The following is an 18278-nucleotide window of genomic DNA, read 5'->3' as shown; positions in this document are numbered from 1 at the left end:
CGCGGTCTCATTCCCATTGCCCAGAAGACTTGAAGTGCCCCTCAGGGATAGTCATAGAGCCCCGCGTCGACGCCGGCGTCACGGGGTGAGGGCGCACCCTCCTTCTGCTTGGTGCGTGCGGCCGCGTAAGCATCCAGCGCAGATGCATGGATGCGCCGATGCCCGTATTCAATCACAACGATTTCACCGAGCTTCCCTGCGTCACACAGCTTGAACACGTACGGACGGCTGAATTCCAACCGGGCGGCTGCCTCTGCAATTGTCAGCAGTGTGTCCTCGGGTACCTCGGCGGTGGGGCGATGTGTAAGAGCCATTCGTTCTCTCCATCCACTATCCGAAGTGTAGTGTCCGGATTCTGATACTGTTCAAATTGAGCCCGTTCACGACCTTATGCCCCAATGGGAGGTGTGTCGTAGCACCGCTATTCGGTCCACTCTGCATCGACTTCCCGCAGCAGGTGCCCCGCGAGAATGTAGTCCCCAAGATGGCTTGCCTTCGCTTCCAATGCCGCCAGGTCATTAGCTGTCAACCTGTCTAAATTGAACTGGCAGTACAGGTTTCGCTGCCGGAACGTCGCCTTCCGGCGCTTGAGGCCAGCAATCAACGCCGCCCGCGATTTGACCGCGATGTTTTCGTGACCGCGATATTCGACGCGTATTCCGCGCTTGTCGCCAAGCCGGCCGAGCTCGATTGCGTCTTGCCAACCTGACTCGTAGTCCAACTCGACCACCGTTACTCCCTCTGTATCCAGGAGCTTCAGTGCCTCCCCTCTGGTTCCAGCTCGAGCTGTCGCCATTCTTTCCTCCATCGCTATGTGGCAACGCCAACGCAGTTTAGAGGAAGAACGCACCCACGCGCGCTGGCAGGAAAAATGCTGCGCCGGGTGGTCGTGTAGCCGATGCAGAGTGGTTGTGCCAGCACGAAGCACTGGAAGAGTGTCGAGTTCAATCTTGGCGGGGTTCGTAGCTCGAATCAGCAGTCGTGTTCGGCGCGCCGACCATAACGAACTTGCCCTTCCCCGCGTGCTTGGCTGCGTATAGTGCTGTGTCCGCTTTAAGGAATAGCTCGTTTCTGGTATTGCCGTCAGCTGGTTTATGTATGGCAGCGCCAACGCTGGTCCCGCAGGTAATCTGCTGACCTCCAATGAGGTACGGCTCGGAACTTGCTGCGACTATCATCTGCGCTACACGCTCCACAGCATGCGATGTGGAGACGCCTTCCAAAATCACTGCAAATTCGTCGCCGCCTATGCGTGCAACGGCGTCGGATTCGCGAACATTCGATTTGAGGCGTGCCGCAAGAATGTTCAGCAGCGCGTCGCCAACTGCGTGACCAGAGGTGTCGTTCACTTGTTTGAAATTGTCCAGGTCGACGAGAACCAGGGCCATCATCTGCTCCCCTGCATCCGTCTTTGCCACGGCCGAAGCCAAGCGTCGGTCAAAACCTTTCCGATTCAGCAGGCCGGTTGAGTAGTCCAGCAACGTCTTCTGTTCGAGGCGCCGAATGCTCAGGCGCTCCTCTGTTACATCCCTAGCGAAGACATGGACCCCGACGACTATATCTCCTGTGCGGCTCCAGGCGGGCTGATAAGTGACCTCGAGGCACTCATATTGATTCTCGTCATAAAGTTCAGTGGCGAACGTGGCGAGCTCCCCGGAGAACGCGAGCTTGAGATGATGGCTTAGCGCTTTGACGTAAAGGTCCTCTCCCCAGAGCTCTTTGGGTGTTCGGCCGATAATTTCACCTCTCGGTATCTGGAAGCGCTGCTCGTATGCCTTGTTAACAAATACGTAGCGCTCTTCGGCATCAAGATATGCAACGAGCTCTGGTATATGATTGGCTATTGCGTGGATGCGCTCTTCCCGCTCTTCTGCAAGTTTTCTTGCTTCCAACAGGGCGTTCGTGCGTTCGGAAAGCTGTTCCATAACGCTCGAAAACGTTGTGGCCAGGGCGCCGATTTCGTCCGTTCTCGACGTGGGGAGGGCAGCGTGGGCCGACAAATCTGTCGCACTTTCCTGCACAACCTGTTGGAAGCGTGCCAGTGGAGCTAGAAGGTGCCGGACCACCAGCCACATCAATAGTATTGCGCCGACCAGTGCGAGCGCGGCGGCTGTCAGTACTCTTGGCCTTGCATTCGTGATTGGTGAGAAGGCCTCCCTCGCGGGGAGTGTGGCAACGAGTTCCCAGCCCGCCGTTTCCAGGAGATAGCGAGCCACAATTGGCTGCGTCGGCCATACGATTTCCCATGCCGAGGCTGGCTTGGCAGTGCCGCACGACTCACCGATGGCCTTTGCCTGCTGGAATATCTTTGATGTGTCGGCGTGCATGACATAGCGAGGAGACTGACCCGACGAGACAAGGCAGTAGGTGCCAGTTGTGCCAATGCGGTTGCGAGACAATGCAGCGAGGAAGTTCTCTCGCCACAGGTCCAGACTTCCGACGAGAACTGCGCGTAGCCGTCCATCATCGGAGCGTACAGGCACAGCAATGACGATGCCGGGGGCTCCGGTGACCTTCGTTATCAGCGGCTCCGAAACGACAACAGAGGCGCCGTGAAGAATGTCACGAAAATACTGGCGGTCTGAGAAATTAGCGCGTTCTCCGGTCAGCCTGGTGTCAAATGCGCGCGTGCCGTCTGGCCAAATCATAAACACCCAGTTGAATATCTCGGGGATGGATACGCTCTGCTGGGTGAATCGCTTGAGTTCTTCCGGGCTACGGTCCAGCATTGGGTTGAGGTGCTCGGCAAGACGACGAAGAATGATGCTGCGTACTTCGAACTTATCATCGAGTTCCTCGGCGACCAGTTTTACCTGGGCGTCTTGTTGTGCCTGTAGTGAAGCTTGGACGTTCGTGAAGACGTAATGGCGAGCAACCAATAACAGCAGAACCGCGAAGGCGACTACTATTGCTACAGTAGCAGCGACCACGCGGGACTTTAACGACCATCGCACCATCATTTACTCTGCCTCGGTTGCATTCAGCTAACTGCCAACGGTTAGTTGCCTGGTTGATGCCTTCGCCAGATTAGACCCATCTCAAGTGCCGATGGCCCGGACCATCCGGCCTATTGTTGGCGCTGACATCTCCCGGTCTACGAAATCGCTGGTCAATGTTTGGCATCATGTTGGTGCAGGGGCAGCAGACGGAAAGGCTGAGTGCTCCGGGGCGCCATTCGATGGTGTATTCGAATCGACTTGCCCGAGTTCGGCCGGGTGCTGCGGGTGCGTGGATATTTTATCAGGCTCTTCAGTTGCTCTGCGGTTCCGGGGCCTTCATTTCCCGCCGTAAGTTGCACTGCTCCCTCGTGATGGGCAAGCCTGTGCGTCCCTGGCCGTTTCGCCCACACGAGTCCTCCAATTGTGGCTCTGTTTCGCTTGCGTGTTTGGCACAGCTCGGCGTAGCTGTTGCACTACAGTTGCATCATCGGGCGGAGATACGGAAAGCTCAGGAGCTTCCGCCAGCGCCGATAAGTATTCGGTGGATGCTTAATTTTTGTTTGCGGTGAATTTCGGGGATTGCGATTTAGCTACCGCATTCATGGAGATGATGTAGGATGATGGCATTGCATTTTTCCGAGGGAAAAAGAATGGCCACATACAAGCAATTGATTGCAGAGAAGGAAGCACTCGAAGCCCAGCTCGTCGAAGTTCGCGCCAATGAGGTCGCTGGCGTCGTTGAGAAAATCCGGACTTTGATGGCCGAGTATGAACTGACTGTCGATGACATTACGCCGAAGCGCCGGCGCGGTCGTCCGGCAGGTGACGGCGGCGGGAAGGTTGCGGGCAAGGCGAAGCTGACGTTGCCGCCAAAATATTTGGACCCGAAGACCGGAAAGACCTGGTCGGGTCGAGGCCGAGCGCCAGCCTGGTTGGGCAAGAATCCGAAGCGGTTCCTTATTGCTGAATAAGAGACTGTAGGGAGGCAAGTGTTTGTGAATTTTTACTGGAGCATGGTTTGGGACGTGCTCTAGTCCGCATCCAGCACCGATTTCGCGCTGCGAATCTGTGGGAGGGCGGAGGTTTTCACATTAGCCACGAAGATGGCGCGGTACCTGCCTACCATGGCAGGGCGAATACCTGACCGAAGAGCCAGGCCGTGACAGTTGATGCGATGGGACATGACCACTTCAGCGCTATCCGGGTTAGCAATTGCACGCGGTGACAGTAAGACAGGGAATAGGCCTCCTCGGAGACTGCGGCCAGTTGTGGTCCTCTCGCAGTAGGAAGCCTCTTCCTTCCGGTCGCAGCCGGCCTTGTAGGCGAGGAAGTGGAGGTCGTCAAGTCAGAGCTTGCAGCTCATGCGCCAGGAACCCTGGGAGTTGCCTGTCAATTTAGCCATTGTGTTCGATGTTGTATGGCTACTCACCCCCAGCTCGGTCGCGCCTCGAGGTTCACATTTTCCAGCAGAGCCGATATCTGATTGGATTCGAGTGGTCGCGAAAAGTAATAGCCCTGCCCGAAATCGCAGCCAAGCGACCTGAGGTGATTGACGTGCCCTGAGGTCTCCGTGCCCTCCGCGACGACTTCGATACCGAGATTGCGCGCCAGGCTCATGATGGTTTGGACAATTTGTGCCCCTTCATTATCGCGCCCCAGCCGCGCAACGAAAGACCGGTCAATCTTCAGGACGTCGAGCGGGAATCGGTGGAGGTAGCTGAGCGAGGAGTAGCCGGTGCCGAAATCGTCAATGCTTATGCGTACGCCCAGCTGGCGCAACTGTCCTAACACCTCAACTGTGCGTTCCGAGTCAAGCATGGTGACGCTTTCCGTAATCTCCAGCCTAACGGTATCCGGCCGAATACCCGTGTCAGCAATAATTCTGTCGACCTGCTGGACCAAATCATGCTGCGCAAACTGTCGGGCCGAAAGATTGACGCTAACCGTTAGCGGCGGGACGCGCGGAAAGTCGCGATGCCAACGCGCCATGGTGGTGCATGCTTCGCGCAGCACCCAAAGCCCGAGGAAGAGAATCAGCCCAGTATCCTCTGCCACCTGGATGAACTCGCCCGGATAGACCAGTTCAGTTTCCGATTTGCGCCACCGAACCAGCGCTTCCACGCCTACGATATCACCACCATTCAGGCATACGATTGGTTGATAGTGGACCACGAACTCCTGATTCTGTAGGGCGCGCCGTAACCCAGTCTCCAGGGCGAGGCGATTCACTGCCTGTACGTGCATGGTGTGGTCGAAGATTTCATAACGACCTTTGCCTAGCGTCTTCGCGCGGTACATGGCCAGGTCCGCCTGCCGGAGAATTTCCTCGGCGGAGCCATAGTCAGACGTACTGACAGCGATGCCAATGCTGGCGCTAACGTAGAGCTCCTCGCCCGCAATCCCGAAAGGTTCCGCGACTAACTGCATGAGATGGTCCGCAACGCGAACGGCGTCGTTTGCATCGGCAATGTCGTCGAGAAGGATAGTGAACTCGTCGCCTCCCATCCGAGCCAGCGTATCTTCGTCGCGCAGGCCGCCACCCAGGCGTTTGGCAACCTCAATGATGAGTGCGTCCCCGGCATGATGCCCCAGGCTGTCGTTGACGAGTTTGAAACGGTCCAGGTCAATGAAGAGCACGGCAAACACCTTCTCGGTATGCCGGTGGCTGCGCACGACGGCCTGCGCAAGCCGGTCTTGGAAGAGCGCGCGGTTAGCCAGTCCCGTGAGGGGGTCATGAAAGGCGTCGTGTATCAGCTGGTCTTCGGCGCGCTTACGCTCGACCACGCGACCGAGTTGATTGCCGATTTGGGCCATCAAGTGCAGTAGCGTGTCGTCCGGTTCCAGGACCTGGTCGGTAAAGAACTCCAACACTGCCGCCACACTGTCACCCAACAGCACCGGAAACGCGAAAGCTGCCTTAAGCCCCGCAATCGCGGCTGTACTCGCACGTGGAAAGTTCGGGTCACAGGTGACATCTGTCACCCAAGCAGGCGCCGCGCTTGCCAAGACCTTCCCGGGAAGTCCATCGCCCCTGCCAAATTCCACCGTCTCCGTCTGTTGATAGAAGGCGCGAAAGCGCTCGGCATTGGCGCCGTGCCAAATGGATGCCGACAACAGGTATGTTTCCTGGCCGGAGGACTCGACCAGGTAGGCGTGGCCGACTGGCCAACCGGCGAAATGGCAGATTGTTCGGGTGGCGAACTGCAGCGCGTCGGAGACGGAAGTCGCCTGGTTGGCGGCAGCAGCAATAGCTTCGAGCAACTGCAAGTGCTGCTGCTTCATATACAGCTCGCGCAAGCCTTGTTCTGCGATGGCTTCGGCTTGCGTGCGCGCGTCACGTTCACGCTCAAGTCTGCGGCGCAACCGTTGCGTTTCAACCTCCAGTTCCAGTATCCGCGCGGCTGTCACTCAATCTCTCCTCGAAGCGGCGAACGTGATGCGGCACAGGCAACTAGCGTCACCATTGTGCATACATTTGAGGTGCTCGAACTCCACCGATTCGCCGAACTGGTCGCCAGCCCCTTCCACGAAACCTTGGGCGAGCGCGCACAGTCGCCGCGCCGACCGGTATTCCATCAGCAGCGCGCCGCCTGGTTCATCGCGAAATCCAAACGTCGGGACATCCGCACCCGGGTAGACCTTGCGCACCTCCGGATGGATGATGCTGTTGACGCTGAGTACGAATTCGCGGGCGGCCGCGTGACCCTGGAAATAGGCGGGATACCGAGTCGCCATCAATGGCATGGCTTCCCGCCCGAACCACCGCAGGAGGTCGAAAGTCGATAGGTTCAAGGCTTTGGAGGCAACGCCGACGAGTTTGTAGATGTCGTCATCGGGATAGCTGCCCAGCGAGGTATAGGCTCCCGTCAAGCCCGTGTCGTCCAGTAGCGCGTCCCAGGTGTTCTCGCCGTAGTGTCGGATGACGACCTCTTCCAGCAAGTTGAACACAATTCCTTTCATTTCGTTGCTACCCCGGCTTGTCTTGTTGTAGTTCGGCACTTACTCAGTCTTGCACTAAGCATTGTGCCCATTAGGCACTCTACCGCGAAGCCTTCTGGGGCGCTAGCTTGCTCCCTCCGCAGCATCATTAACGCGCATGGTGTAGCGGCACCCTGCGTCCTGATTAGGCGGTGGCGATTGGCTGTTGTCCTCTGATGGCTATGTTCTATGTTCCAGCAGTATCGGCACGTGTATGTCCGGGCTGTAGCCAGGAATAGATAGTATGGACGTGGGGAGTTGCCGTGTAGACGGTTAACGGGTTCAAGACTGCTGCCGCGTGATGATGCACTGGGCCCTTCAAACGCTTTCTATTCTGACCGACGAATCATCCAGCCATGGATGCGTTAGATGCCAGGGAATGGAAGCGCAGGCGGTACGTCGCCGAAAGCTCCACTTCGGCGGCGGCATCGCTTGCTTGTTCGTACATGACGGCCAACCGCCGGACGACATCGCTTTCATTCAGTAGCGTGGCTAGTCAGGTGAGGATGCATCGCTGGCTTCGAAGCGAATCGCCCGACCCCGTGAAAGTGAATCGTCCAACACTGTTGGGGACCATCGTGCCGGAAATGCGACGAAGCGAACAAAATGCTCGACTGCCCATCAGGTCGCGCTCAACGTAGCGACTAGAATTTCCAGCAAGACGGACTTTCGCCAGAAGTGCCAGAGGGGGTCAGTTTCGGTCATGGATATCTACCAGTTGCGTCTCGTCTCCACGGTCGAGCCAGAATGGCTAACCGTCAAACACAGTGGGCGCGTCGCTGTCGAAAGCAATCAGGTAACGCTGGATGGGGAGCGGCTGCAAATAAGCAGCTTGCACCGTTCAGGCCGAACGGAGGGCGTCACCCTTGCCTCAGGTACCTTGCTCGAAGTTTGGCAGCACTCCAATGGGGTGTTCGTCGGTGCCAGGGCCGAGGATTTCGATGGTGCTCAAGCAGCGAAGACAGCGAGGGAAGAGGCAGTCCGAGTCGTTCGTCACCAAAGTGAGGAGCGTCTTCGTACTCAAGCGCTTGCATTCAATGCGAGCCTGGCGATTCCAGTTCGGTGGGTGCCTGGTCTCGTCGCAGATGACTCGAGAAGTGCCTCGGAAGTGCCTGCGCACGACGTGCGCGAGCACGATGTTCACATCCTGCTAAAGCAGACCATTCGCGATGGCCGGCTGATACGTGCGACAGGGGATTTGCTGTGCAGACGCTTGCGCCGAACTGGCGCTGAGCCTGGGTCCACCCTAGGGCTGGATGAGTACGCTCAGGTTTCTTGCACTACGTGTCTGACAGTGGCGAAGCGGTGGCAGAACGGAAAGTATTAGACCATTAGACGGAGCCTCCGTCCAAGCCGAGCCTAGTCAGTCAGGCCCACGCTGTATCGACGTCGCGCAGTAGATGCCCGGCCAGGATGTAGTCTCCAAGCTTCAATGCCCTTGTCTCCAAGGTTGCCAATTCCTCGGCTGGCAGCTCGAGCAGTCCAAACTGGCAATAAAGATTGCGTTGCCGGAAGGACACCTTCGGTCGACTGAGGCCGGCGATGAGCGCCGCGTGCGACTTCACGGCGATATTCTCATGCCCGCGATACTCCACGCGGATGCCCGCCTTCTGGCCCAAGCGCCCGAGTTCGATGGCATCCTTCCAACCTGATTCGTAGTCCAGTTCGACTAGTGCTATCCCCGCTGCTTCCAGGAGTCTAATCGCTTCGCCTTTGGTTCCAGCCCGAGCTGTCGTCATTTCTGCCTCCCCTTACATCATCCGGCACACGGGGCGCCGGTCTGCTTCTACATGCTGCTGATTTCAACTCAATCTTGCCCGGCTGACTTTGAACAGTGGCTTCAGGTTCGAGGTCAAGGCGCTGCTTAATTCTGACGTAAGAAGATTCTAAGTCAAGGTCCTGCGACCCATGCAACTACCGGGGCGACGCGGGGTTCTCTTTTCTTTTGGCCGCCCAGCTAGCGGCCCGTTCTCTCTTTCAGCCTGAAGCGCCATGCTTCCTTCCGCAACCTCATCTCGTTAGTGGAATTCGGGAAGTAGCGCTAACGCATGCCGTCCGTCAGTCGGCGAATAGCCGCTACCCGCACTGCGTACATATCATGTTGCGACATATCCTTGGGTGACTCAAGAAGGGGCCCCCACGCACGAGGGAGGCAACGAAAAGCTAGGGACTATCCCGAACATGACGGCTAGTCGTATTGAACTGTTGGTGGCAAGTAGTTAGGATGTTCTTTCGGAGCGCGGAAGACCAGCGCTCACCAGCCAGACCTCGCGTCCGAGAGGAAGGAAGCGGCCCGCAAGCCCCGGCCGGCCTTCACGGACGGTAGTGAATTCCCGTAGCAAAAATAGACCCCATTGCTGCTTTGGAGACTACCCCTGTGCTGAGTCATCATGAGTTCGCCACCCTGGTACTGCTAAACGACAGTTCTGACCCAACGGAGCTGGACTGCGCGGATGTGGCAGCGCTGCTCGCGCATCAGATGGTTACGCTCGAGCATGTTGGGCCAAATTACAGCCGACCTCGGGTCACAACACAAGGCTACGCCTTTCTCCAAGCCCTCGGGCGTGTTCGCACAATGGATTGTCGAGCGCGCCACGCCTCTCAATGAGCGCAGTGCTCTAACCCATAGAGACTGCCGGCGTTGGAGCCCTTGCGCCCTATCGACGTGGCCCGCCAGGGTCACAACGCTGCAATCGTTATCACTCGATGCCCGCCCCATCGGAACTCTCATCCGACAGCTCAGGTGACGGGCCGCACTTAGGAGATGCAAGATGACTCAGTGGACAGCAGAGCAATGCACAAAGGCGCAGTTGGCGGGCCTTGATGCCCTGGTAGGACTAACCAACAAGGCCGTTGAGAGTTTCGAAAGACTGATGCAGTTGAACCTCAAGACAATGAAGGCGACGCTGGCGCAGACACGGGAGGGGGCAATTAAAGCTGTATCAGTCCAGAATCCGCAAGAATTCTTCGAATTGCAAATCGAATTATTTCAACCTGCAGCCGACAACGTTTTGGAGTATCAGCGTCAAGTGCAGGACATCCTTGCTGCTACGCGGGCGGAGTTCGAGAAGGTCGTCGAAGTCCAATACACAACAAGCAAGGGCCAGTTGCAGGGTCTCATTGATAGCGCGTTGAGCAACGCCCCATCAGGCTCGACGGCTCCGCTGGCCGCCTGGCAGGAGGCCGTAAAGGCGACCACTATGCTCTATGAGTCAATGCAGTCGACGGCAAAGCAGGCAGTGGAAGTAGCTGAGAACAGTTTCAATACGGCTGCGGCGGCAGCCTCGAAAGGCGCGCGGCATCGTGCAGCGCAGGCGTCTACGGCACCTGCAAAGTAGTTCGGCTTTGGCTCCCCGTTGGCCCATTCACGGGCCGAGGGGGGCGAATTCTAGGAGATACTGGGTCTCGGTGAGCAGCGCTGGGCGGCCGCCTCATCCACGCGGTTATATCAAGACATAGAGGACTGGAGACATGAGCAAAAAGCTTGCCGTAGTCACGGGTGGTATTGGCGGTTTGGGCGAGGCCATCAGCATCCGCCTCCATAATGCTGGTTATTTGGTGGTTGTCACGCATTCTCCCGGCAACAGCCGTGTCGCAGACTGGCTAGGGAGGATGGCAGAGCAAGACCGGAAATTTCACGCCTATCCCGTCGACGTCGCCGACTATGACTCGTGCCAGCAATGCGTGGCAAAGATTCGGGAAGAGCTGGGCTCAGTCGACATCCTGGTGAACAATGCTGGCATCACACGAGACGCGAGCTTCAAAAAGCTGGACAAGGTCAACTGGGATGCAGTCCTCCGCACCAACCTCGACTCGGTGTTCAATATGACGAAGCCGGTCTGCGACGGGATGGTCGAGCGAGGTTGGGGACGTATTATCAATGTATCGTCCATCATTGGGTCCAAAGGCGGCTTCGGCCAGACCAACTACGCGGCAGCCAAGGCGGGCGTGCACGGCTTCACAAAGTCGCTGGCGCTCGAAGTGGCTAAGCGGGGTGTGACCGTCAACACCATCTCGCCCGGCTATATTGCTACCAAGATGGTCACAGCGGTGCCGCAGGAGATTTTGGACACCAAGATTATTCCGCAAATCCCCGTTGGCCGACTGGGAGAGCCCGAGGAAGTCGCGGCGCTTGTCGCGTACCTCTGTTCCAAGGAAGCCGCTTTCGTGACTGGCGCGAACATTGCCATCAATGGTGGGCAGCACCTGCAGTGAGCTGATGCTCCGCTCAGGTCGGATTTGGGGCGGAGCATCATTGCTACGCTGCGCTGGCAGCGTCGAAGCCCTTCGAGAAGGGCCTTTTCCACTTGTGGTGCTCAGACGCTCAGGCGACTACAGCTTGCGAATCTGCGATGCTTGTGGACCTCGACTAAGCAGCGGCCAGCCCGTGCCAACGTGCGCGGCTTTCTTGAACGGGCAACATCGCTCGACCGCATCGAACGCCGGAAGAAGAAGCCTGAGGCGGTTATGCAATCATGGCCAGGGAACTGGTGGGCGGGGCGTGTAACCTGCTTTGAGGCCGTTCAGTCCCAGATGAGGGTAGCATCTTCCAAGAGGTGACCGGGTAAGATGTAGTCACCGTGCTCGACAGCGCGAGCCTCCAGTTCAGCCAGGAGAGCATCAGTCATTAAACTCAAATCGAACATGCAATAGAGGTATCGTTGTCTGAACGTGCCTTTCGGTGCTCGCAATCCGCGCAGGAGTGCTTCTGGACTGCGTGCGGCCACGTGTTCGATGGTTCGGAACTGAACCGCAACGCCATATTTTTGCCCGAGCCTTCCGAGAGCGAAAGCATCTTCCCATCCGTTCTCGTAGTCCAGGTCGACGATAGCACTGACCCCAGAGGTGATGCATGCAATTGCATTGGCCTTGTTGCGCGCGACGTGGACAGTCATGGACGAACCTCACCTGCATGGTCACGATATCCAAGATATATAGTGGTCAGGATGGCTTGTCGACTATCCGAATCCGCCAAGGAACAGTCATCTAGAAGACAACCCCCGCAATGACATTGCGCTGGCCTGCCTTCGCAACAGCAACTTCCGAGAGGGGTCTTGTCGAGAATGTGGCTGCCAGCTTGCCCCTACCCTGGATGGCTAATGACTGACGAAGGCAGATGCGTCCTCCATAAGACGTAATCCCAGCGTCTGGATATGACTGTGGGCTCGCTGTGCACACTCCATAGGAGAGGGATGCGACCCTAGCCTCCGCGCCCCTCTGGCGACCCGCCGAAAAATGAAATCAATCTCATCTTCGGCAAAGTCCCCGTAGGCTACGTATGCTCTCAGCATCTGGCTTATGTAGGCATCCCACTCACCTCGCTGCAATGTCAGCGCTCGTGCCAGCAGAGACCGCGAGTGCCACCGCAGCCACCGGCGTCTCCAGTACTGGTAGTCCTCGTTTCCCAATTGCCCCCCCTTTCCCCGGCGGCGCCATTCTTTCCGCTATCCACAAAATGCCAATGAGGGAGAGCACGCGCGGCGCATCGTCTGAAAATCATCATAGCGTGATGGAAATGGAGGAGCAACCGGCTTTGCCGTCGAGAAGGGCCCACCTAAAGAGGGGTATCAGGAGAGTCGAGTCTCAAGCTCGGGCCGCGTGCATCCACGGAACTGAGCTAGCGCGCGAGCCGCCGGCATCCTGCTGGCAGCGGCCGGATAGAAAACCTCTGGCTACAACTGCAGCTACGTCTCTAAGGCTAAATTGCCGCCAAAGGGCGAAGTGCCCTATGCCATCTCTCTCCTTCGCAGGAGCCCTTCATTGCCTTGCGCGCAGCTCCGGCGCTTAGTCGTTATGTCCGTGATGGCCGTGTTCTCCGTGTTCTCCGTGTTCTCCGTGTTCTCGGTAGCCACGCCTGCGCCATCGCCGCTCGCCTTGTTCGTCGTCATCATCGCGCCCTCGCCAGTAAGGGGCGTAAATGGGCGCTGGCGCGACCACCACCGGGCGGGGGACGTAGACTGGCTGTGGCGCGACATACACCGGCTGGGGTGCCACGTAGACGGGTGCTGGTTCCGCATAGACGACACCTGGAATGCCGATTCCTATATCGACGTTCACATGTGCTTGCGCGGTACCGCTGATGGCCAGCAGCGCACCGCCAAGTGCTCCAATGATTGCAATTCGTTTCATTTCTTCCCTCTGGACTGAGCGAGGGGACTGTACCGGTTCGCGGGCGGAGCCTTGGCGCGTCCACTGTAAATATTTGTAACTTAATCGCCTATTGATGGTCCGGCGCGGGGTGCAGACGTCTGCTCTCAGGGGCATGCCACGGATATAAATGGGCCACTCCGCGTTCCTTTTGCCTGGTTGCGCTCGTTGCCCTCTAAGTTCAGCTGCGGTCATGGATGAAGGCTAAATCACGTCAACGACGCCGCGTCCCAATCGTTTATGACAACGAGGCGGACTGCCTCGCATCCTGAGGAGGGTCATCGTGATAAAGAAATTTTGTACTGTAGCCGTTGCAGCGTTGCTGGCGGTAGGTATTGCTCACGCGCAACCGGCTGCGCCGGCGGCCGGTGCGAAGCCTGCAGCGCCCGCCGCCGCAACCCAGCCTGCTGCCTCGGGTTGCGAGGCGCAAGCGGTTGGTAAAAATGGCAAACCGCTAAGTGGAGCAGCTAAGGCCTCCTTCATCAAGAAATGCGAAGGTGGTGGCAAAGGAAACGGGTCGGCCGCGTGCGAAGCGAAAGCAGTTGGGAAGGACGGGAAGCCGCTTGCCGGCGCTGCGAAAGCGTCGTTTATGAAGAAGTGTGAAGCTGATGCCGGCAAGTAATCCCGCATCACATTAAAAAGCCGGCATGATAATGCCGGCTTTTTAGCTTATTGACCTCTGCTTGTCCCCGTGCGGGCACGCGCGCCCAGTGCATGTCAACTCTCGCCCCGATGGATGGCAAGCTGGTGGCAAAGGCAGCTCTCCCATCTTCCGGATAGAGGTTGCATCGGGCGCCGTCGAAGTTGGGGCGAGCCAGCATTTCCGTCGGCCGCTTTAATCATCGTTGTACTCATGCTAACGGTACCATTCGCGATGGCGCTCGCGCCATTGACGTTCTCGCCAGCGTCGTTCGCGCCACTGCTGCTCCCGCCAAGCACGAGCCTGCCAGTCATTGTAGTAGTAGCCATAGCCGGGTGTCACGACCACCGGCCGAGGTTCGACGATAACAGGCGCCGGCTCATAATAGACCGGTGGTGGAGGCTCATAGTAGACCGGTGGCGGAGCAACTACGACTGGCCAGGGAGTGCCGATAGCAACGCCAATGTCCACGCGTGCCTCAGCAACGTTGGAAGCAAGTCCGACAGCTCCGGCCAGAAGCCAAAGCACTGTGACTTTCCGCATGGTTTGCTCCTTGTCCTCATATAGATACTCTAGGCCGCCTTGCTTCGGCAGTGTATTAGCGGATTCGCACGGCGGTTACTTTTTGTAACCCGATATGGAAGCACTCGCTGTCCCTCCGGACGGAGAGCTCGGCCGACAACGTTCACTGAGCATCTTTCTCGCGGGACCAAAATCGCAGAGCTTCCGAAATGACGTTGCGCCGTGCTGAACGTGGAGGCGCATTTGGCCGTGCTCGCGAATCATGTTTGCCAGTTGCATAACTTACCGATTTTGACGTCCTCCCCTTACTCGCCTTCGGCGCCGGCAGAGCCGGAAAGGAAGGGGATTCCTCCTGCGAGACGGCCACGTCCGGCCGCAGCCTCCAAAGAAGCCTGATTCACCCCCGTACTACGCCAATCGGCGCGCTAGGGGAGCGGCAATCTGTTCTTCCAGCCAAGCCATGCCGCGTGCCCGGATGTTGTGCGCGGCATTGATGTCGCGGTCATGCTCGGCCCGGCAGTGCAAACACTGCCAGCGCCGCACCGACAGCCCAGCGAGCCCCTTGGGGCCGCTGCGGCTGCCACAGACGTGACAATCCTGGGTGGAATAAGCTTCGTCGACCTCCTTGAACCACACGCCTGCGCTATCGCATTTGTACTGCAGCATGGTTCGGAACGTGCTCCAGCCCGCATCCAGCACCGATTTCGCGGCGCGCGTCTGTGCGAGGGAGGAGGCGTTCACATTGCCCACGAAGATGGCGCGATACTTTCGTACCAGCGCGGTCGAATACTTGTGCAGGAAATCCTTCCTGCGGTTGGCTATTCTGGCGTGCAGTGCCCGCACGCGCTGCTTTTTGCCCGCACGCTGTGCTGCAGCAAGCTTCGGCTCGAGGTCGCGGTAGAACTGCGGGGCCTCGACCTGCTGCCCGTCCGAGGTAGCAAAGAAATCCTTGAGACCGAGGTCGATGCCAACCTCGGCCTGGCCCGCTGGCGGCCCCAGCTGCACCGGCACTCGTACGGTGACGTTGAGGTACCAGCGTCCTCGAGCGTCTTCACTGAAGTTACCCGCCCGCAGGTCGTACCGAGACAAGCCGTAGCTGTCCCACAGGGACAGGGTCTGGCCGTTGAAACGCACCTGGCCGTTGGCATATTTCAGTGCCCCGGTCTTGAACGGCACCCAGCCGAGACTGCGCCGCGCGCCACCGCTCACGCGCCAGCGCAACTTCACCTTGTGGAACTGGCTGCGCCGGCGACAGTACTCTTGCCCGACCTCCTGCACCGTATGGCTATGCAGGCCGAGTCCTTCCTTGGTTGCGCCGTCGGTGAATTTTTGCAGTTCGTAGGCGCCGATGAACCGCCGCTCGCGCTCGAATACGCGCACCGAGAGTTCGTTGCAAAAGTTCCACACGAAGTTCACCTCGCGCGCTTGTGCACTGAGCCAGGACGCGTGTTTGTCCTTGACGCGCAAACGCAGGACACGAGTAACGGTAGGAGCGGAAGAGGAAGCCATACCGCGTCTAGGACGCGGTTTTAGCCCTCACAACAATTGGCGTTGCGCCGCTTACCCCGACCTGAAGAGACGGGGCTTGCGCGGCGCTATTGCCGGGTCAACTCGGTCTCAGGCAATGCCGTTCTTGACTGTAAGCGCGGCATATTGCCGAGCCATTGATTTCACGATTCTTATGGAGTTTTCATCATGAAAAAGCTCTTCGCTGCTTTCGCCTCCGCTGCACTCGTCACGACCGTTTTTGCACAGACGGGTGTGCCTGCTTCCTCGGCGCATCCGCAAGTCGGAGCGACCAAAGAGCAGGCAAAGGCCGACAAGGAAAAGAACGTTGCTCAGGCAAAAGCCGACAAGACGAAAGTCGAAGCTCAGAGCGATGCGGCCAAGGCTCAAGCCAACGCTAACAAGGATAAGGTGGATGCCCAAGCTGGCGCTAACAAGGCAGCCGCTTCGGCCCAGGTAGACAGCGCGAAGGCCATGTCGACCAAGGGTGCTCATGACAAGGTGAGCAAGTCTCAGATGAAGGCAAACAAGGAAAAGCACGTCGCGCAGGCCAAGGCCAACAAGGCGAAAGTCGAGGCAACGAATGATGCCGACAAGGCGCAGGCCAAGGCGAACAAAACGAAGGTCGACGCACAATCTGACGCGGACAAGGCTGCAGCCGGTGCCAACGTTGATAAGACCAAGAAGCAATAAGCAGCTCCTGCCTGACGGACGGGAGGGTACGTTGCTCGGCCGAAGGCCGTTGTGACGAAGCTCGAGCGCGGGAGCATTGCGAAGAGGCCAAGTTAGCCGGAAGGTGAGCTTGGTCTCTTCGCCTCTTTTTTTGCAAAGCTGAGTCGCTGCGTCGCGGGCTACTGAAGAGGAAAGCGCTTCTGTAACCGACCGGTCGCCAGCAGTGAACTCGGGGAGCGTCGATGCCAGACTGCGCCTTGTCGGCAGATTTTCGCGGCGCGTTAAGGGGAAAACGTAATCTGAGCGTGGGCGTGCGTTCGCTTATCCTGGGACGTATCGCATCACCTTGTTGGCATCGGCAAGATGCGTGCTCAAGCCCCTGGCAGTTTCCCGATTGAGGGAACAAGACCGCGAACGTATGCTTTCAATCCTCTGATGACGCGCGGCAGAAGATTGGTGTGGCAGAACACGCTTCGCGCTGTATCAGCCACAGCCTAGCGACTTAGGAGCTGGCTAGCGGGGGAGTTATGGCGCTTCAGGCTACCGCACCAAACAACGTGCCAACACCCGACGACACGCCCATCGCCAAAGCACTCCAGAAGACCACGCGGGTAACGCCTGGGCCGACTTTCGCGCCGCCCGTTTTTGCAGCTAGACCGCCCAAGAAGGCTAGTGATGTCAAGGCAGAGATGACTATGGCTGGAATCACCGCTGATTCGGGAGCAAGTGCGGCAACGGCGGCCGGCAGCGCGGCGCCCACAGAAAAGCTGCAGGCCGAGGCCAACGCTGCTTGCAAAGGCTGGGCGGAGGTCGTAGTCGAAATGCCTAGCTCATCGCGTGCATGAGTGCCAAGCGCGTCGTGGGCCATCAGCTTTTCGGCAACCTGCTTAGCAAGCGGCAAATCCAAACCACGACGCACATAGATTGCAGTCAATTCTCGCTGCTCGCGTGGAAAATCGGCATTGAGTTCGGCCTGCTCCTCAACCAAAGCCGCCTCTTCGGTATCTGCCTGCGAAGAAACGGATACGTATTCCCCTGTCGCCATCGACATGGCCCCGGCTACCAACCCGGCTACGGCCGTGAGCACAATGCGTCCATGAGCGGTGTGTGCTGATGCCACGCCGATAACGAGGCTTGCAGTCGATACGATGCCATCATTGGCTCCGAGCACCGCAGCACGCAACCACCCAATGGTTTCAAGACGATGCTGTTCCTTATGTCGCCTAGCCATATTTCCTCAACATTAGTAACGTTGACGTGCCATCCTCATGGCGGTGCGACCAATTGTCCAGTGGCGCTGCCACGATAGTGTATGCCATACGTCTCGCGCGGCAGCGTCCATCAGCCAGCTTCCGTCAGCGTTGCCAAATCGAACAGGCAATACAGGTGGCGCTGGCTGCAATCTCAGCCGGGATTCGAGCCACATGATTAGTGCCAGAAGTCCGTCCAGCTACAGCCAATCTGTCTGAACGCGATACGGTGGCAGAAAGTAGCAGTGCTGGGCAGTCGCCTGCGTTAGCCGAGTCGAAGGCGCTTTGCCCTTGTTGGGTGAGCAAGTGTGCGAGCGACTCCTTGCGCGGCGATGCGGACAGGTCAGTACGTACTATATTGACAAGGGGGACCGTTTTGGACAGATGCTCAAGTGTCACGGAGCCAATCCACAGTGGCGCCGCTGACGCCTTGGGCTCGGCCCCAATGAGGTACTCCGTGTGCCACAACCGCACCACCAGGCGAGCATCGGGGTGGTCGGCGGTATGAACGAACTCCATCGCGGGCGCGACTGATTTCGCTCGCGTTTGCTTGCCTGACATCTCTTAGCTCCTTGCTCGTATTTGAACATAGGGCTAAGAACTCCACTCTTCGGGGGCAACATC

At 58.2% G+C, this 18278-nt stretch carries 16 protein-coding genes; 5 read left to right on the top strand and 11 right to left on the bottom strand.

From position 1 onward, the window contains the following. Positions 1-41 precede the first annotated feature (41 nt). The 3 genes from ACREYQ_RS13500 to ACREYQ_RS13490 form a co-directional block, all read right to left on the bottom strand. Positions 42-314: a helix-turn-helix domain-containing protein gene (locus ACREYQ_RS13500; RefSeq protein WP_432258087.1), complete on the bottom strand. Its 273-nt coding sequence runs from the start codon at positions 312-314 to the stop codon at positions 42-44. Between the two features lie 107 nt (positions 315-421). Then, a complete protein-coding gene (locus tag ACREYQ_RS13495) occupies positions 422-796 on the bottom strand; it encodes a PHA-granule associated protein 4 (protein ID WP_432258086.1) in 375 nt (124 codons plus the stop codon). 148 nt (positions 797-944) lie between these two features. Next, the gene (locus tag ACREYQ_RS13490) at positions 945-2960 is read right to left on the bottom strand and encodes a diguanylate cyclase domain-containing protein (protein WP_432258085.1); all 2016 of its coding nucleotides are present in this window, start codon (positions 2958-2960) and stop codon (positions 945-947) included. A gap of 629 nt (positions 2961-3589) precedes the next feature. Between ACREYQ_RS13490 and ACREYQ_RS13485 the strand changes: the two genes are divergently transcribed. Next, on the top strand, positions 3590-3910 hold the full coding sequence (locus tag ACREYQ_RS13485; protein ID WP_432260418.1) for an H-NS histone family protein: 321 nt from the start codon (positions 3590-3592) through the stop codon (positions 3908-3910). A gap of 454 nt (positions 3911-4364) precedes the next feature. On the opposite strand, the gene ACREYQ_RS13480 is transcribed toward ACREYQ_RS13485, so the two are convergent. The 3 genes from ACREYQ_RS13480 to ACREYQ_RS13470 form a co-directional block, all read right to left on the bottom strand. Beyond that, positions 4365-6347, bottom strand: a complete 1983-nt coding sequence (locus ACREYQ_RS13480; protein WP_432258084.1) for an EAL domain-containing protein — start codon at positions 6345-6347, stop codon at positions 4365-4367. Next, on the bottom strand, positions 6348-6938 hold the full coding sequence (locus tag ACREYQ_RS13475; protein ID WP_432258083.1) for a heme NO-binding domain-containing protein: 591 nt from the start codon (positions 6936-6938) through the stop codon (positions 6348-6350). A 1346-nt stretch (positions 6939-8284) separates the two neighbouring features. After that, positions 8285-8656, bottom strand: coding sequence for a PHA-granule associated protein 4 (locus tag ACREYQ_RS13470; protein WP_432258082.1), 372 nt, complete (start codon positions 8654-8656; stop codon positions 8285-8287). A gap of 1032 nt (positions 8657-9688) precedes the next feature. Between ACREYQ_RS13470 and phaP2 the strand changes: the two genes are divergently transcribed. After that, complete coding sequence (phaP2, locus tag ACREYQ_RS13465; RefSeq protein ID WP_432258081.1) at positions 9689-10255, top strand: TIGR01841 family phasin PhaP2; 567 nt, start codon at positions 9689-9691, stop codon at positions 10253-10255. Between the two features lie 133 nt (positions 10256-10388). Further along, complete coding sequence (phbB, locus tag ACREYQ_RS13460; protein ID WP_432258080.1) at positions 10389-11132, top strand: acetoacetyl-CoA reductase; 744 nt, start codon at positions 10389-10391, stop codon at positions 11130-11132. Positions 11133-11440: 308 nt separating this feature from the next. On the opposite strand, the gene ACREYQ_RS13455 is transcribed toward phbB, so the two are convergent. Beyond that, positions 11441-11812, bottom strand: a complete 372-nt coding sequence (locus tag ACREYQ_RS13455) for a PHA-granule associated protein 4 (protein ID WP_432258079.1) — start codon at positions 11810-11812, stop codon at positions 11441-11443. Between the two features lie 889 nt (positions 11813-12701). Then, positions 12702-13046: a hypothetical protein gene (locus ACREYQ_RS13450; protein ID WP_432258078.1), complete on the bottom strand. Its 345-nt coding sequence runs from the start codon at positions 13044-13046 to the stop codon at positions 12702-12704. Positions 13047-13347: 301 nt separating this feature from the next. Here ACREYQ_RS13450 and ACREYQ_RS13445 point away from each other — a divergent pair, with 301 nt between their 5' ends. Beyond that, the gene (locus tag ACREYQ_RS13445; RefSeq protein WP_432258077.1) at positions 13348-13686 is read left to right on the top strand and encodes a hypothetical protein; all 339 of its coding nucleotides are present in this window, start codon (positions 13348-13350) and stop codon (positions 13684-13686) included. A gap of 234 nt (positions 13687-13920) precedes the next feature. Here ACREYQ_RS13445 and ACREYQ_RS13440 read toward each other — a convergent pair whose 3' ends face one another. Then, positions 13921-14247 (bottom strand): hypothetical protein, encoded by a 327-nt coding sequence (locus tag ACREYQ_RS13440; protein WP_432258076.1) that lies wholly within the window; start codon positions 14245-14247, stop codon positions 13921-13923. A 387-nt stretch (positions 14248-14634) separates the two neighbouring features. Further along, positions 14635-15693: an RNA-guided endonuclease InsQ/TnpB family protein gene (locus ACREYQ_RS13435; RefSeq protein WP_432258075.1), complete on the bottom strand. Its 1059-nt coding sequence runs from the start codon at positions 15691-15693 to the stop codon at positions 14635-14637. 228 nt (positions 15694-15921) lie between these two features. Between ACREYQ_RS13435 and ACREYQ_RS13430 the strand changes: the two genes are divergently transcribed. Beyond that, positions 15922-16425, top strand: a complete 504-nt coding sequence (locus tag ACREYQ_RS13430) for a hypothetical protein (RefSeq protein ID WP_432258074.1) — start codon at positions 15922-15924, stop codon at positions 16423-16425. Between the two features lie 514 nt (positions 16426-16939). On the opposite strand, the gene ACREYQ_RS13425 is transcribed toward ACREYQ_RS13430, so the two are convergent. Next, a complete protein-coding gene (locus ACREYQ_RS13425; protein WP_432258073.1) occupies positions 16940-17635 on the bottom strand; it encodes a VIT1/CCC1 transporter family protein in 696 nt (231 codons plus the stop codon). Between the last annotated feature and the right edge of the window lie 643 nt (positions 17636-18278).

Origin of the sequence: Cupriavidus sp. TMH.W2 (assembly GCF_050847365.1) — a bacterium.
Lineage (GTDB): Bacteria > Pseudomonadota > Gammaproteobacteria > Burkholderiales > Burkholderiaceae > Cupriavidus.
The sequence above is the reverse complement of the archived record's forward strand: the minus strand, read 5'-3'. Positions and strand labels throughout refer to the sequence as shown.

Excerpts from the sequence above, each read along its gene's own strand:
- ACREYQ_RS13490 (WP_432258085.1), bottom strand. The coding sequence starts at position 2,960 with ATGATGGTGCGATGGTCGTTAAAGTCCCGCGTGGTCGCTGCTACTGTA.
- phbB (WP_432258080.1), top strand. The coding sequence starts at position 10,389 with ATGAGCAAAAAGCTTGCCGTAGTCACGGGTGGTATTGGCGGTTTGGGC.
- ACREYQ_RS13500 (WP_432258087.1), bottom strand. The coding sequence starts at position 314 with ATGGCTCTTACACATCGCCCCACCGCCGAGGTACCCGAGGACACACTG.
- ACREYQ_RS13455 (WP_432258079.1), bottom strand. The coding sequence starts at position 11,812 with ATGACTGTCCACGTCGCGCGCAACAAGGCCAATGCAATTGCATGCATC.
- ACREYQ_RS13495 (WP_432258086.1), bottom strand. The coding sequence starts at position 796 with ATGGCGACAGCTCGAGCTGGAACCAGAGGGGAGGCACTGAAGCTCCTG.
- phaP2 (WP_432258081.1), top strand. The coding sequence starts at position 9,689 with ATGACTCAGTGGACAGCAGAGCAATGCACAAAGGCGCAGTTGGCGGGC.
- ACREYQ_RS13450 (WP_432258078.1), bottom strand. The coding sequence starts at position 13,046 with ATGAAACGAATTGCAATCATTGGAGCACTTGGCGGTGCGCTGCTGGCC.
- ACREYQ_RS13440 (WP_432258076.1), bottom strand. The coding sequence starts at position 14,247 with ATGCGGAAAGTCACAGTGCTTTGGCTTCTGGCCGGAGCTGTCGGACTT.
- ACREYQ_RS13470 (WP_432258082.1), bottom strand. The coding sequence starts at position 8,656 with ATGACGACAGCTCGGGCTGGAACCAAAGGCGAAGCGATTAGACTCCTG.
- ACREYQ_RS13430 (WP_432258074.1), top strand. The coding sequence starts at position 15,922 with ATGAAAAAGCTCTTCGCTGCTTTCGCCTCCGCTGCACTCGTCACGACC.
- ACREYQ_RS13485 (WP_432260418.1), top strand. The coding sequence starts at position 3,590 with ATGGCCACATACAAGCAATTGATTGCAGAGAAGGAAGCACTCGAAGCC.
- ACREYQ_RS13425 (WP_432258073.1), bottom strand. The coding sequence starts at position 17,635 with ATGGCTAGGCGACATAAGGAACAGCATCGTCTTGAAACCATTGGGTGG.